Annotated in this window: 14 protein-coding genes; 9 read left to right on the top strand and 5 right to left on the bottom strand. The window is 71.2% G+C overall.

Annotation, left to right across the window (positions count from 1 at the left end; translation table 11 throughout):
• Positions 1-1,146: DNA recombination protein RmuC (locus tag QM626_RS09180; protein ID WP_415076240.1), on the top strand; the 1,146-nt coding region annotated here is incomplete at its 5' end.
• Here the strand turns inward: QM626_RS09180 and QM626_RS09175 are convergent.
• Together QM626_RS09175 and glpX are read right to left on the bottom strand one after the other, a co-directional pair.
• On the bottom strand, positions 1,121-1,369 hold the full coding sequence (locus tag QM626_RS09175) for a UDP-N-acetylmuramyl pentapeptide phosphotransferase (protein ID WP_415076238.1): 249 nt from the start codon (positions 1,367-1,369) through the stop codon (positions 1,121-1,123). The genes QM626_RS09180 and QM626_RS09175 overlap by 26 nt on opposite strands.
• Positions 1,370-1,388: 19 nt before the next feature.
• A complete protein-coding gene (gene glpX / locus QM626_RS09170; RefSeq protein ID WP_415076236.1) occupies positions 1,389-2,381 on the bottom strand; it encodes a class II fructose-bisphosphatase in 993 nt (330 codons plus the stop codon).
• 109 nt (positions 2,382-2,490) lie between these two features.
• Here glpX and fbaA point away from each other — a divergent pair, with 109 nt between their 5' ends.
• Positions 2,491-3,519, top strand: a complete 1,029-nt coding sequence (gene fbaA / locus QM626_RS09165; RefSeq protein WP_415076234.1) for a class II fructose-bisphosphate aldolase — start codon at positions 2,491-2,493, stop codon at positions 3,517-3,519.
• Between the two features lie 9 nt (positions 3,520-3,528).
• Here fbaA and QM626_RS09160 read toward each other — a convergent pair whose 3' ends face one another.
• Positions 3,529-4,074, bottom strand: a complete 546-nt coding sequence (locus QM626_RS09160; protein WP_415076232.1) for a DUF6264 family protein — start codon at positions 4,072-4,074, stop codon at positions 3,529-3,531.
• The gene (locus tag QM626_RS09155; protein ID WP_415076230.1) at positions 4,071-5,132 is read right to left on the bottom strand and encodes a 4-hydroxy-3-methylbut-2-enyl diphosphate reductase; all 1,062 of its coding nucleotides are present in this window, start codon (positions 5,130-5,132) and stop codon (positions 4,071-4,073) included. Before QM626_RS09155 ends, QM626_RS09160 begins: the two co-directional genes overlap by 4 nt.
• Positions 5,133-5,186: 54 nt before the next feature.
• Between QM626_RS09155 and xseA the strand changes: the two genes are divergently transcribed.
• The 7 genes from xseA (at position 5,187) to QM626_RS09120 (ending at position 11,416) form a co-directional block, all read left to right on the top strand.
• Positions 5,187-6,461 carry an exodeoxyribonuclease VII large subunit gene (gene xseA, locus QM626_RS09150; RefSeq protein WP_415076228.1) on the top strand — a complete coding sequence of 425 codons (1,275 nt, stop codon included), beginning with the start codon at positions 5,187-5,189 and terminating at the stop codon, positions 6,459-6,461.
• A gap of 10 nt (positions 6,462-6,471) precedes the next feature.
• On the top strand, positions 6,472-6,684 hold the full coding sequence (locus QM626_RS09145; protein WP_415076226.1) for an exodeoxyribonuclease VII small subunit: 213 nt from the start codon (positions 6,472-6,474) through the stop codon (positions 6,682-6,684).
• Entirely contained in the window at positions 6,681-7,310 is a 630-nt protein-coding gene (locus tag QM626_RS09140; protein WP_415076224.1) for a DUF4245 family protein, read from the top strand. Before QM626_RS09145 ends, QM626_RS09140 begins: the two co-directional genes overlap by 4 nt.
• Positions 7,307-7,957: a carbonic anhydrase gene (locus QM626_RS09135; RefSeq protein WP_415076222.1), complete on the top strand. Its 651-nt coding sequence runs from the start codon at positions 7,307-7,309 to the stop codon at positions 7,955-7,957. Before QM626_RS09140 ends, QM626_RS09135 begins: the two co-directional genes overlap by 4 nt.
• A 38-nt stretch (positions 7,958-7,995) precedes the next feature.
• A complete protein-coding gene (locus QM626_RS09130; protein WP_415076220.1) occupies positions 7,996-9,390 on the top strand; it encodes a class II fumarate hydratase in 1,395 nt (464 codons plus the stop codon).
• A gap of 263 nt (positions 9,391-9,653) precedes the next feature.
• On the top strand, positions 9,654-10,763 hold the full coding sequence (locus QM626_RS09125; protein ID WP_415076218.1) for a sensor histidine kinase: 1,110 nt from the start codon (positions 9,654-9,656) through the stop codon (positions 10,761-10,763).
• Positions 10,760-11,416 carry a response regulator transcription factor gene (locus QM626_RS09120; RefSeq protein ID WP_415076216.1) on the top strand — a complete coding sequence of 219 codons (657 nt, stop codon included), beginning with the start codon at positions 10,760-10,762 and terminating at the stop codon, positions 11,414-11,416. The genes QM626_RS09125 and QM626_RS09120 overlap by 4 nt, the downstream gene beginning before the upstream one ends.
• Before the next feature lie 246 nt (positions 11,417-11,662).
• Here QM626_RS09120 and QM626_RS09115 read toward each other — a convergent pair whose 3' ends face one another.
• Positions 11,663-13,018: a PhoH family protein gene (locus QM626_RS09115; protein WP_415076214.1), complete on the bottom strand. Its 1,356-nt coding sequence runs from the start codon at positions 13,016-13,018 to the stop codon at positions 11,663-11,665.
• Between the last annotated feature and the right edge of the window lie 129 nt (positions 13,019-13,147).

Genomic DNA, 13,147 nt, shown 5'->3' with positions numbered 1-13,147 from the left:
GCGGGGCTGGCGGCCGCGCAGGCGACGGCGGACGCCGCGCGGCGACTGCTCGACGCAGCGGAGGCGGAACGCGCGGGGCAGCGGGAACGCGACGCGCGGGAGCAGTCCGTGCTGCGCGCGCTGGCGCCGGTCGGCGAGAGCCTGGGCCAGATGCAGCGCAAGATGGCCGAGCTCGAACGCGATCGCTCGCTGCAGTACGGCGCCCTGGCCGAGCAGCTGCGGCACTCCCGCGAGTCCGAGGAGGCGCTGCGCCGCACGACCGACTCGCTCGCGAGCGCGCTGCGCTCGTCGAGCGCGCGCGGCGTGTGGGGCGAGACGCAGCTGCGCCGGGTCGTCGAGGCGGCCGGCCTCACCCGGCACGTCGACTTCGACCTGCAGCACGCCACCGCCTCGGACGCCGGCGCCGGCCGGCCCGACATGGTCGTGCACCTGCCCGGCGGCAAGTCGCTCGCCGTCGACGCGAAGGTCCCGCTCGACGCGTTCCTCGCGGCGTCGGCGATTCCGGACGCCGCGGGCGCCGAGGCCCAGCGGCGCGCCGCGCTGCTGACCGCCCACGCCAAGGCGGTGCGCGCCCACGTCGACGCGCTCGCGAAACGCGCCTACTGGAACGGGCTCGACACGAGCCCGGAGTTCGTCATCTGCTTCCTGCCGAACGAGTCGCTGCTCTCGACGGCGCTCGACACCGATCCCGGGCTGCTGGAGTACGCCTTCGGCAAGCGGGTCGCCCTCGCCTCGCCGGTGAACTTGTGGGCGGTGCTGAAGACCGTCGCCTACACCTGGACCCAGGACGCCGTCTCCGATCAGGCGCGGGAACTGTTCGCCCTCGGCAACCAGCTCTACGACCGACTCGGCAGCCTGGTCGGGCACGTGGACGAGCTGCGTCGCGGCATCGAGCGCACCGTCGAGGGATACAACCGGCTCGTCGGCTCGCTCGAGACCCGCGTGCTGGTCAGCGCACGCCGGTTCCCCGGCATCGACGACACCCGGCTGTCGGCCACCGACACGCCGGCGGTCGTCGAGCGTCGGCCCCGCACCCTCACCGCGCCGGAGTTCGCCGACGCCCTGGACGCGGCGACGCAGCGGCTGCACGACGCCGACGGGGCGGTCGAGCAGTCCGAGCTCACGCTCCGCCGGGAACGAAGCTGAACAGCAGGATCACGACCGCGGAGACGCCGACGAAGGCGCCCACCAGCCACCAGGCGCTGACCTGCTGCCCCTCCTCGCGACGCACCCGGAAGAGCACGTCGGGGCGGCGGGCCGGGTCGACCGGCGGAGCAGCCGTCTCGCGCGCCGCCTGCGCGGCCAGCGCGTTCGCGACGACGGCGTGCGCTCCCGTGCGGGGGGCGGGCTCGTTCACCTGGTCGGGCATTCGGCGTCCTCTCGCTGGGTCAGAGCCACTTCGAGGCGAGGTGCTCCGAGTTCACGCGTCGCAGCGTGCCGGACGCGCCGCGCAGTACGACGCTCTCGGTCACGATGTGCCCGCTGCCGGAGCGGCGCACCCCGGCGACGAGCTCGCCGTTGGTGACGCCGGTCGCGACGAAGATCGTGTTGCTGCCGGTGACGAGCTCGTCGGCCTCGTAGACGTGGTCGTCGAGCTTGAGGCCCGCGTCGATGCCCTTCTGCTTCTCGTCGTCGGTGCGCGGCCAGAGCCGGCCCTGGATGTGACCGCCGAGCGCCTTGATCGCGCAGGCGGTGACGATGCCCTCCGGGCTGCCGCCGATGCCGATGCACATGTCGGTGCGCGCGTTGTACCGGGCGGCGTTGATGCCGCCGGCCACGTCGCCGTCGCTCATGAGGCGGGTGCCGGCACCGGCATCCCGGATCTCCTGGATCAGCTGCGCGTGACGCGGACGGTTCAGCACCGACACCACCAGCTCGTCGACCGGCTTGCCGAGCGCCTTCGCGAGCCGCTGGATGTTCTCCGCGACGGGGAGGCGGATGTCGACGACCCCGACCCCCGCGGGACCGGTGACGATCTTGTCCATGTAGAACACGCTGGACGCGTCGAGCATCGTGCCGCGGTCCGAGACCGCGAGAACCGACAGGGCGTTGTTGCGTCCCTCGGCGGTCAGCGTCGTGCCGTCGATCGGGTCGACCGCGATGTCGCACTGCGGACCGCGCCCGGTTCCGACGTGCTCGCCGTTGAAGAGCATCGGGGCGTTGTCCTTCTCGCCCTCCCCGATGACGATGACACCGTCGAAGTTGACGGTGGTGAGGAAGGCGCGCATCGCGTCGACCGCCGCCCCGTCGGCGAGCTCCTTCTGGCCCCGGCCGATGAAGGGCACGGAGCGGATCGCGGCCGCCTCCGTCGCGCGGACGAGCTCGAGAGCGAGGTTGCGATCGGGATGCAGCGGGCTCATGTCCGCGGTCAGGCTCACCATGGCTTCATGCTATCGGCCTGCGGGCGTTCTCCCCGGCGGCGCACCCGTCCCACGCCGCTCGCTTCGCTAGAGTGACCGTGGACACCCCACACCCTCGAAGGAGCCGACCATGCCCGTCGCCACCCCTGACCAGTACGCCGAGATGCTGGACCGCGCGAAGGCCGGCGGCTTCGCGTATCCCGCGATCAACGTGTCGAGCTCGCAGACCATCAACGCCGTGCTGCAGGGGCTGACCGAGGCCGGCTCGGACGGCATCCTGCAGGTCACCACCGGCGGTGCGGACTACTTCGCCGGTCACACCGTGAAGGCGCGCGCCACCGGCGCGCTGGCGATGGCGCACTACGTCACCGAGGTCGCCAAGAACTACCCCGTCACGGTGGCCCTGCACACCGACCACTGCCCCAAGCCGGCGCTCGAGGACTTCGTGCTCCCGCTGATCGCCGCGTCCGAAGAGGTCGTGAAGGCCGGCGGCAACCCGATCTTCCAGTCGCACATGTGGGACGGATCGGCGGTGCCGCTGGCGGAGAACATCGAGATCGCAAAGGAGCTGCTCCCCCGCATCAAGAACATCGACGCGATCCTCGAGGTGGAGATCGGCGTCGTCGGCGGTGAGGAGGACGGCGTCAAGCACGAGGGCACAAACGACGCGCTGTACACGACCACCGGCGACGTGGCGCAGGTCGTCGAGGCGCTGGGCCTGGGCGAGAACGGCCGCTGGATCGCGGCCCTCACCTTCGGCAACGTGCACGGCGTCTACAAGCCCGGAAACGTGAAGCTGCGTCCGGAGCTGCTCGGCGAGATCCAGGAGGGAATCGCCGCGAAGTTCGGCACCGGGCCGAAGCCCCTCGACCTGGTCTTCCACGGCGGCAGCGGATCGTCCGACGCCGAGATCGCCGAGGCCGTCGCCAACGGCGTCATCAAGATGAACATCGACACCGACACGCAGTACGCCTTCACGCGCTCGGTCGCCGGGTTCATGTTCAGCAACTACGACGGCGTGCTCAAGGTCGACGGCGAGGTGGGCAACAAGAAGGCCTACGACCCGCGCGCCTGGGGCAAGGTCGCCGAGTCCGCGATGGCGGCACGCGTCGTGGAGGCCACGCAGCAGCTGGGCTCGCACGGCCAGAGCCGGAGCTGACCCGCAGGGTCAGCTGCCGATGAAGGCCTGTTCCAGCGCCGCCCAGACGGTCGGGTCGCCGATCAGCGGCACGAGCAGGAGCAGCGACGAGATCATGTTGCACAGGACGCCGGCGGCCAGCGGGATCCAGAAGCTGATGCGGCGTGCCCGCAGGTTCAGCCAGGATGCCGCGGCCGCCGCGACCCAGCCGATGCCGAGCACGAGGGACGCCGCGACGCCCCAGCCCCGACCGGCCGACGGGTCGGCGAGGGACGCGTCGACGCCGAGCGTCGAGAGCAGGTTCGCCGCGAACGTGCCGTAGTCGGCGATCGTCGGGATCGTCGTCAGCACGTTGAACAGCCCGTACCCGAGCAGACCGAACGTGAAGATCCGGTCGATCATGCGGCCGGGCGAGGGCACCGCCGCGGATGCCGTCGGCGGTGCCGGAACGGGATCGATCGGAGGCACGGGCGGGGAGGACGCCGGCGCCGGCTGCCGGATGCGCGCCGCCTGCTCCTCGGGCGTGGCGTATTCGCCGTATTGCGGCCGCGGACGTTCCGGAACGGGATCGCTCACGGCTGACGCCGTCCGCCCAGGGACCGGTCGTCGCGGCGACCGGTCGCATCCTGCCGCAGCTCCTTGGGCAGCGAGAACATGAGGTCCTCCTCGGCGGTGCGGACCTCGGCGACGTCGCGGTAGCCCGCGCCGGCGAGGTCTTCCAGCAGCTGCTGCACGAGCACCTCGGGCACCGACGCGCCGCTCGTGATGCCGACCGTGGCCACGCCGTCGAGCCACTCCTGCTTGACCTCGTCGGCGTAGTCGACCCGGTAGGCGGCCTTCGCCCCGTACTCGAGCGCGACCTCGACCAGGCGCACGCTGTTGGACGAGTTCGCAGAGCCGACCACGATGACCAGATCCGCCTCCGCCGCCACCTTCTTGATCGCGACCTGCCGGTTCTGGGTGGCGTAGCAGATGTCGCCCGACGGCGGGTCCTGCAGCTGCGGGAACCGCTCGCGCAGGCGCCGCACCGTCTCCATCGTCTCGTCGACCGACAGCGTGGTCTGCGACAGCCATACGACCTTCGACGGGTCCCTCACCTCGACGGTGTCCGCCTCGGCGGGTGAGTTCACGATCGTGACGTGGTCGGGCGCCTCGCCCGCCGTGCCCTCGACCTCCTCGTGGCCCAGATGGCCGATCAGCAGGATCTCGTAGTCGTCGCGCGCGAATCGCACCGCCTCGCGGTGCACCTTGGTCACCAGCGGACAGGTCGCGTCGATCGCCTGCAGCCCCCGATCGGCGGCGGCATCGACCACCGCGGGAGCGACGCCGTGCGCGCTGAACACGACGTGTGCGCCGGGTGGCACCTCGTCGACCTCGTCGACGAAGATCGCGCCCTTGGTCTCCAGCTCGGTCACGACGTGGATGTTGTGCACGATCTGCTTGCGCACGTACACCGGCGCCCCGAACCGGTCGAGCGCCTTCTCGACGGCCACGACCGCACGGTCCACCCCGGCGCAGTATCCGCGCGGGGCCGCCAGCAGCACCCGTTTGGCTCCCTCGACCGGGATATCCTGAAGCCGTCCGCGGCGACCCGGGATCCGGGGCACGGGCAGGTGGACGGCAGGGGTGCTCACCCCTCGATTCTATGGGCGGGGCCTGGACGAGGGCCGAGCGGCGAAGGGACGACGGTGACGGGATTCGCACCGGACGACGGCGGCGCCACCGGCGATGCGGTCCATCCGCGCGACTCCACGGCCGACGCGCCCACCTCGGTGGCCCGGTTCAACGACACGATCCGCGCCTTCATCTCCTCCTGGGGCTCGGTCTGGGTCGAGGGCGAGATCACGTCATGGAACGTGCGCGGCGGCAACGTGTACGGGCGGCTCAAGGACCTGGGCACGGACGCGAGCGTCTCGTTCCGCCTGTGGAGCTCGACCCGCCAGCGCCTCGCGGCGGACCTCTCGGTGGGCGACCACGTCGTGGCGTGCGTGAAGTCCGACTACTTCGTCAAGACGGGCGACTTCTCGGTCATCGTCTCGGCGATGCGACACGTCGGCCTGGGCGACCAGCTCGAGAAGCTGGAGCGGCTGCGCGCGCAGCTGCGTCGTGAGGGCCTGTTCGACCCGGCGCGCAAGAAGCCGCTGCCGTTCCTTCCGAACCTCATCGGGCTCATCACCGGCGAACGGTCGGATGCGGAGCGCGACGTGCTGCGCAACGCCGAGCTGCGCTGGCCGGGCGTGCGCTTCCGCATCGTCCACGCGGCCGTCCAGGGCGAGCGGAGCGTCCCGGAGACGCTCGGCGCCCTGGGGACCCTCGACGCCGATCCCGATGTCGACGTCATCGTCATCGCGCGGGGCGGGGGCGACCCCCAGCAGCTGCTCGGATTCAGCGACGAGCGGCTCGTGCGCGCGGTGGCGGCCGCGGCCACCCCGGTGGTCAGCGCGATCGGGCACGAGAACGACCACCCGCTGCTGGACGACGTCGCCGACCTGCGCGCGTCGACCCCCACGGACGCGGCGAAGCGGGTCGTCCCCGATGTCGCCGAGCAGCGCGCCCTGGTCGCCCAGCTGCGGTCGCGGCTGACCACGCGTCTCACGCTGCGGCTGTCGCACGACATCGCCCAGCTCGAGCAGCTGCGCTCACGGCCGGCGCTGAGCCGCCCGGAGGAGCAGCTCGAACGCCGCTCGCACGAGGTCGAGCTGCTGGTCGGCCGCAGCCGTGCCACGCTCGAGCGGCGCGTCGCCGAGGCGGGACTGCGAACGCGCGAGCTGCGGGCGTCGCTGCGCGCGCTGTCGCCGGCGTCCACCCTGGCCCGCGGCTACGCCATCGCCCACCTCGACAGCGGTGTCATCGTGCGCGACGCCGCCCAGGCGCCCGCCGGGACCGCACTGACCGTGACGGTCGGCCGCGGCTCGGTGGCCGCGACGTCTCGCGGCGAGATCGCCGAGCAGACCTCGAACTAGGATGGGACATATGACCTCATCCGCCGAGGTGTCGGAGCTCTCGTTCGAGCAGGCACGCGACGAGCTCGTCCAGGTCGTCGCCGAGCTCGAGCAGGGCGCGCCGACGCTCGAGGAGTCCCTCGCCCTCTGGGAACGCGGCGAGGCCCTCGCCGCCCGCTGCGAGCAGTGGCTGCTGGGCGCGAAGCGCCGGTTGGACGCCGCACGCGCCGAGGCCGAGTCATGACCGCTCCCGGTCGCGTCGTCGCCGAGCTCGGCCGGCCCGAGACCGCGGCGGAGACCGCCGCGCGCAAAGCGGAGTCCTCGCGCATCTACCGGTCCAGCCAGACCTTCCGGAACCTGATCGCCGCCCTGCTCGCGACCCTCGCGGTCGTCGCCGTCATCGCGCTGGGCGTGCCGCGCGGCGACCCGACGCCGGCCGCCACGATCGACGTCGCCGCCGAGGCCGCCGCCACCGCCGAGGCGTACGGGCGCGCCGTGATCGCCCCCGACGTGCCGAGCGACTGGACCGTGAACCAGGCGCAGATCGACGGCGACAACGTCACGGCGTTCACGATCGTCTACGTGCCGGACGACACCGGCTATCTGCGTGTCGCGCAGGCGTTCGACCCGGATGCCGCCTGGGTCTCGCGCACGCTGTCCGGTGCGGTCTCCGACGGCACCGTCACGATCGACGGCATCGACTGGGACCGTTACGAGATCTCGGCCTCGGATGACGTCTCCTACGCGCTGGCGACCACCGCGGGCCCGGACCAGGTGCTGATCTACGGCACCGCGGACGCCGACACCGCCGCCGTCGCCGCCACCGGCGTCGCCGACCAGATCCGCGCACTGCGGGAGGAGACCCCATGACCGAGAAGCTTCCCGCTCCCGCCGCGGTCTGGGAGGAGATGCTGCGCGGCAACGCGCGCTTCGTCGCCGGCGAGCCGCAGCATCCGCGTCAGGACGTCGAGCGGCGACACAAGACCGCCACCCTGCAGACGCCGCACGCCGCCCTGTTCGGATGCTCGGACTCCCGCCTCTCGGCGGAGATCATCTTCGACCAGGGCTTGGGCGACCTGTTCGTCGTCCGCAACGCCGGTCAGGTCGTCGACGACTCGGCGGTCGGCAGCCTCGAATACGCCGTCGCGGTGCTGGGCGTGCCGCTGATCGTCGTGCTGGGCCACGACGCCTGCGGAGCGGTGCGCGCCGCGATCGACAGCACCGCGCCCGACGCGCCGGCCCTGCCGCCGCGCATCTGGCGCCAGGTCGCGCCGATCGTTCCGGCCGTGCGCCGGGTCCAGGCGGCCGACGGCGCGCACGCGGGACAGGTCGACGCCGAGCACGTCGGCCGTGAGCATCTGCGCGGCACCGTCAACGAGCTGCTGCACTCGTCCGAGCTGATCAGCCAGGCCGTCGCCGACGGCGCCCTCGCTATCGCCGCCGTCAACTACCGACTCGACGAAGGCGCCGCCGTCCCGGACTTCGTCGTCGGCCTCGGCGATCAGCCGGCCGCCTGAGCCCGCCCGAACCACACCCCACGTCAGAGGAGACACCCGTGACCGAGACCGAGTACCGCATCGAGCACGACACCATGGGAGAGGTGCGCGTCCCCGCGTCCGCCCTGTACGGCGCGCAGACCCAGCGCGCGGTGGAGAACTTCCCGATCTCGGGCAAGGGCCTCGAGTCCGCCCAGATCGCCGCGCTCGCCCGGATCAAGAAGGCCGCCGCGCTCGCCAACAAGGATCTCGGCGTGCTCGACGCCGGCATCGCCGACGCGATCGCCGCCGCCGCCGACCAGGTCATCACCGGCACCCTCGACGACCAGTTCCCGGTCGACACCTACCAGACCGGCTCGGGCACCTCGTCGAACATGAACATGAACGAGGTGCTCGCGACGCTGGCGACCCGCGTCCTGGGTCAGACCGTGCACCCCAACGACCACGTCAACGCGTCGCAGTCGTCCAACGACGTGTTCCCGACGTCGGTGCACATCGCGGTGACCCAGGCGCTCATCGACGATCTCATCCCCGCCCTCGACCACCTCGCGGTCGCGCTCGAGGAGAAGGCGGAGCTGTGGCAGGACGCGGTCAAGAGCGGCCGCACCCACCTCATGGACGCGACCCCCGTCACCCTCGGCCAGGAGTTCGGCGGCTACGCCCGTCAGATCCGCCTCGGCATCGAGCGGGTGCAGGCGGTGATCCCCCACGTCGCGGAGGTCCCGCTGGGCGGCACCGCCGTCGGCACCGGCATCAACACGCCGCTCGGCTTCCCGCAGCGGGTGATCGAGCTGCTCGCCGCCGAGACGGAGCTGCCGATCACCGAGGCGAAGGACCACTTCGAGGCGCAGGCCAACCGGGACGGCCTGGTCGAGACCTCCGGGGCGCTGCGCACGATCGCGGTGTCGCTGACCAAGATCAACAACGACCTGCGCTGGATGGGATCCGGACCGAACACGGGGCTGGGCGAGCTGCACATCCCCGACCTGCAGCCCGGCTCCTCGATCATGCCCGGCAAGGTGAATCCCGTCATCCCCGAGGCCACGCTCATGGTCGCGGCCCGCGTCATCGGCAACGACGCGACCATCGCGTGGGCGGGCGCCTCCGGCTCCTTCGAGCTGAACGTCGCCATCCCGGTCATGGGCACCGCGCTGCTCGAGTCGATCCGGCTGCTCTCCAACGCGATGCGTGCCCTCGCCGACAAGGCCGTGCGGGGCCTCGAGGCCAATCTCGAGCGCACCTCGGCGCTGGCCGGCATGTCGCCGTCGATCGTCACCCCGCTGAACAAGCTCATCGGATACGAGGCCGCCGCGAAGATCGCCAAGCACGCCGTCGCCCGGGGCATCACGGTGCGCGAGGCGGTCATCGACCTGGGCTACGTCGAGCGCGGCGAGCTCACCCTCGAGCAGCTGGACGCGAAGCTCGACCTGCTGTCGATGACCCACGCCGGCTGATCCGGGAGCCCCGCGCATGTCCCACTTCGGCGTGGGTGGTGTCCCAGTTCGGACCGCTTCGCCGGCCCCTGACCGGTCCGAACTGGGACATGGTCGGGCATCCCTCCCCGTTTCCTCCGCCGTGCAGGAGAAGTCCGCAGAGCAGGACGAAATGTGCCGAGATCGTCCTGTGTATCGGATTTCTCCTGTGCACCGGATGCGGACCGCTCCCCCTCTCCACGGAGACCAGAACACGCCGGCGCCGCCCGCGCCATAATCGGAGCGTGACACAAACGCCGAGGATGCTGTCGGCGCGCGTCAGACTGCTGGGAACGATCCTCCTCGTCACGTGCGCCGGCCTGATCGTCGCGGGCGCCGTCACCTTCGGCATCCAGTTCGTCCGCATGGTCACCGGCGAGGACGACGGATCGATCCCGCTGTCGAGCTCGATGCTGCGATACGGGATCGTCTCCGTCCTGGTCGTGGTGGGCGTGGGAGTCGTCGGATGGTTCGTCACCGGCCAGCTGCTCAGCCCGCTGCGCCGGCTGCGGGAGGCCGCCGACTCGGTCACCTTCGACGACCTGGGCGCGCGCGTGCCCGAGACGGGCGTCGACGAGTTCGCCGACCTGTCGCGCACGATGAACTCCATGCTCGAACGCCTCGAGGTCTCGGTCGGCGGTCAACGGCAGCTGCTCGACGACATCCGTCACGAGCTGAAGACCCCGATCACGATCGTGCGCGGCCACCTGGAGGTCATGGACGTGAACGACCCGGCCGACGTCGCCGCCGTCCGTGAGATCGGCATCGCCGAGCTCGACCGGATGACGCGACTCGTCGAGGACATCGAGCTGCTCTCCGCCGCGCAGGAGGAGCAGTTCGCGATGCGGCCGATCGACGTCGGCCTGCTCACCGAACGGGTCGGAGAGCTCGTCGCGGTCATCCCGGGTCACCCGTTCTCCGTCGCGCACCTCGGCCGCGGCGTGCTGGTCGGCGACGCCGACCGGCTCACGCAGGCCTGGCTGCAGCTGGCGGACAACGCGGCGAAGTACACGCCCGCGGGCTCCCCCATCGAGATCGGCAGCGACGTCGAGGCGAGCGAGGTCCGCCTGTGGGTGCGCGACCACGGCCCCGGCATCCCGCCGGCGGCCCGCCACCGCATCTTCCAACGCTTCGACCGCGCCGAGACGCACCGCACCGTCGGCGGCTCGGGTCTCGGCCTCGCGATCGTCGACGCGATCGCCAAGGCCCACGCCGGCACCTGCACGGTCATGGACACGCCCGGCGGCGGGGCGACCTTCACGATCCGGATGCCGGTCGGCCCGCATCCCGACTCCCCTGTTCCCACCCCCGTGCGCGCCGGCGACGTCGTGCAGCAGCGAGAGGCGACCCTATGACCCTGATCCTCGTCGCGGAGGACGAGCCGCGGATCTCCTCGTTCGTCAAACGTGGTCTGGAGGCGGCCGGCTTCGCCACCGAGCTGGTGGAGGACGGCGCCGCGACCCTGGAACGCGCACTGTCCGGCGGTGTCGACCTGCTGCTGCTGGATGTGGGGCTGCCCGGCATCGACGGGTTCGAGGTGCTCCGGCAGCTGCGCGGCCAGGGCTCGACGCTTCCCGTGATCATGCTCACCGCCCGCAGCAGCACCCGCGACACCGTCGACGGGCTGAACGCCGGCGCCAACGACTACGTGCCCAAGCCGTTCAAGTTCGACGAGCTGCTCGCCCGCGTCCGATCGCGATTGCGGGAGAACGTCGCGACCGGCAGCATCGCGATCGTCCACAGCGACGTCCGCCTCGACGTGCTGGGCCGCCGCGCCACCGTCGCAGGACGGGACGTCGACCTCTCGGCGCGCGAGTTCGCCCTCGCCGAGCAGTTCCTGCGACATCCCGGCCAGGTCCTCAGCCGGGAGCAGCTGCTCTCCAGCGTGTGGGGCCTCGACTTCGATCCCGGGTCGAACGTGGTCGACGTGTACGTGCGCTATCTCCGCGCCAAGTTCGGTCACGACCGCATCACCACGGTGCGCGGCGCCGGCTACCGCTGGGAATGAGAAGGGCCCCCGGCGCTGGGGGACGCCGGGGGCCGAGGAGTTTCACGGGACCCGAACCCGTGGTGTCGATCTCCTACCGGGGGGAACGGTGATCGACGACTCCCTTGCTCCTCCCGGTCGGTCTGGGGGAACCGACCGGTGGGCCGACAGCTCATCGCTGTCGCTGTATCCATCTTGCGTGACAGCCGTGAGAAAAGGGCGTGGGCAGCATGAGAAAGCTCTCATGCTGCCCACGCCGGGGTCGACTCAGCTGAGCTCGCCGGCCTCCAGCAGGTCGGTGACCAGGGCCGCGATCGCCGAGCGCTCGGAGCGCGTCAGCGTGACGTGGCCGAACAGCGCGTGGTCCTTCAGCGTCTCGATCACCGAGGCGATGCCGTCGTGCCGGCCGACACGGAGGTTGTCGCGCTGGGCGACGTCGTGCGTGAGCACCACCCGCGAGTTCTGTCCGATACGGCTGAGCACCGTCAGCAGCACATTGCGCTCGAGCGACTGCGCCTCGTCGACGATCACGAACGCGTCGTGCAGCGAACGGCCGCGGATATGGGTGAGCGGCAGCACCTCCAGGATGCCGCGGGCCACGACCTCTTCGAGGACGTTCGACGACACGACCGATCCGAGCGTGTCGAACACGGCCTGGCCCCAGGGGTTCATCTTCTCGGCGGCGTCCCCGGGCAGGTAGCCGAGCTCCTGGCCGCCGACCGCGAACAGCGGCCGGAAGACGATGATCTTCCGCTGCTGCTGCCGCTCCAGCACCGCCTCCAGCGCCGCGCACAGCGCCAGCGCCGATTTGCCCGTGCCGGCGCGCCCTCCGAGGGACACGATGCCGACATCCGGATCGAGCAGCAGATCGATGGCGATGCGCTGCTCGGCCGAGCGCCCGTGCAGCCCGAACACGTCGCGGTCGCCGCGCACGAGCCGGAACTCGCCGTCGCCGGTGACCCGCCCGAGGCCGGAGCCGCGCTCGGAGTGGATGATCAGCCCGGTGTTCAGCGGCAGGCCCTTGACGTCCTCGCTGACGGCGACCTCGGTCTCGTACAGATCGCTGAGGTCGTCTCCGGAGATGTCGATCGAGGCGATGCCGGTCCACCCCGAGTCGGCGGCCTGCTCGGCGAGATACTCCTCGGCGAGGATGCCGAGCGACGCCGCCTTCACCCGCATCGGCAGGTCCTTCGAGACGACGGTGACATCGTGGCCCTCCTGCATGAGGTGCATCGCGACCGCCAGGATGCGGGTGTCGTTGTCGCCCAGGCGCATGCCCGTGGGCAGGACGCCGGGGTCGGTGTTGGTCAGCTCGACGCGGAGGGTTCCGCCCTCTCCCACCGAGACGGGGAAGTCGAGACGTCCGTGCTCGACGCGCAGATCGTCGAGGTGCCGCAGCGCCTGACGGGCGAAGTAGCCGAGTTCGGGATCGTGACGTTTGGCCTCCAGTTCGGTGATGACGACGACAGGGATGACGACCGAGTGCTCGGCGAACCGGAAGAACGCCCTCGGATCACTGAGCAGCACGGAGGTGTCCAGAACATAAGAGCGCAGATCAGTCGACTGATCTGCGCTCTGGTGGACGGCGGCCTGCCGGCTCTGCTGCGGTGCTCGTGTGGTCACAACCCGCTCCCACTCCGGGACGATGTCCCGGGCTCTCTCCGAGTCGACCGTGGGTCGCGAGTCGCATCCGGTGGCCGACTCGACCGGGCGCCTTGCCCGGTAGGAAGAACGTACGTCCTCGGCCGGGCC

The organism is Microbacterium sp., from assembly GCF_047606385.1.
Lineage (GTDB): Bacteria > Actinomycetota > Actinomycetes > Actinomycetales > Microbacteriaceae > Microbacterium.
This window is presented reverse-complemented; position numbering and strand designations above follow the sequence as displayed.

What these genes read in the sequence shown, in the direction of transcription:
- QM626_RS09120 (WP_415076216.1), top strand. Translation starts at nt 10,760, where the DNA reads ATGACCCTGATCCTCGTCGCGGAGGACGAGCCGCGGATCTCCTCGTTC.
- QM626_RS09145 (WP_415076226.1), top strand. Translation starts at nt 6,472, where the DNA reads ATGACCTCATCCGCCGAGGTGTCGGAGCTCTCGTTCGAGCAGGCACGC.
- QM626_RS09140 (WP_415076224.1), top strand. Translation starts at nt 6,681, where the DNA reads ATGACCGCTCCCGGTCGCGTCGTCGCCGAGCTCGGCCGGCCCGAGACC.
- QM626_RS09175 (WP_415076238.1), bottom strand. Translation starts at nt 1,369, where the DNA reads ATGCCCGACCAGGTGAACGAGCCCGCCCCCCGCACGGGAGCGCACGCC.
- fbaA (WP_415076234.1), top strand. Translation starts at nt 2,491, where the DNA reads ATGCCCGTCGCCACCCCTGACCAGTACGCCGAGATGCTGGACCGCGCG.
- glpX (WP_415076236.1), bottom strand. Translation starts at nt 2,381, where the DNA reads ATGGTGAGCCTGACCGCGGACATGAGCCCGCTGCATCCCGATCGCAAC.
- QM626_RS09135 (WP_415076222.1), top strand. Translation starts at nt 7,307, where the DNA reads ATGACCGAGAAGCTTCCCGCTCCCGCCGCGGTCTGGGAGGAGATGCTG.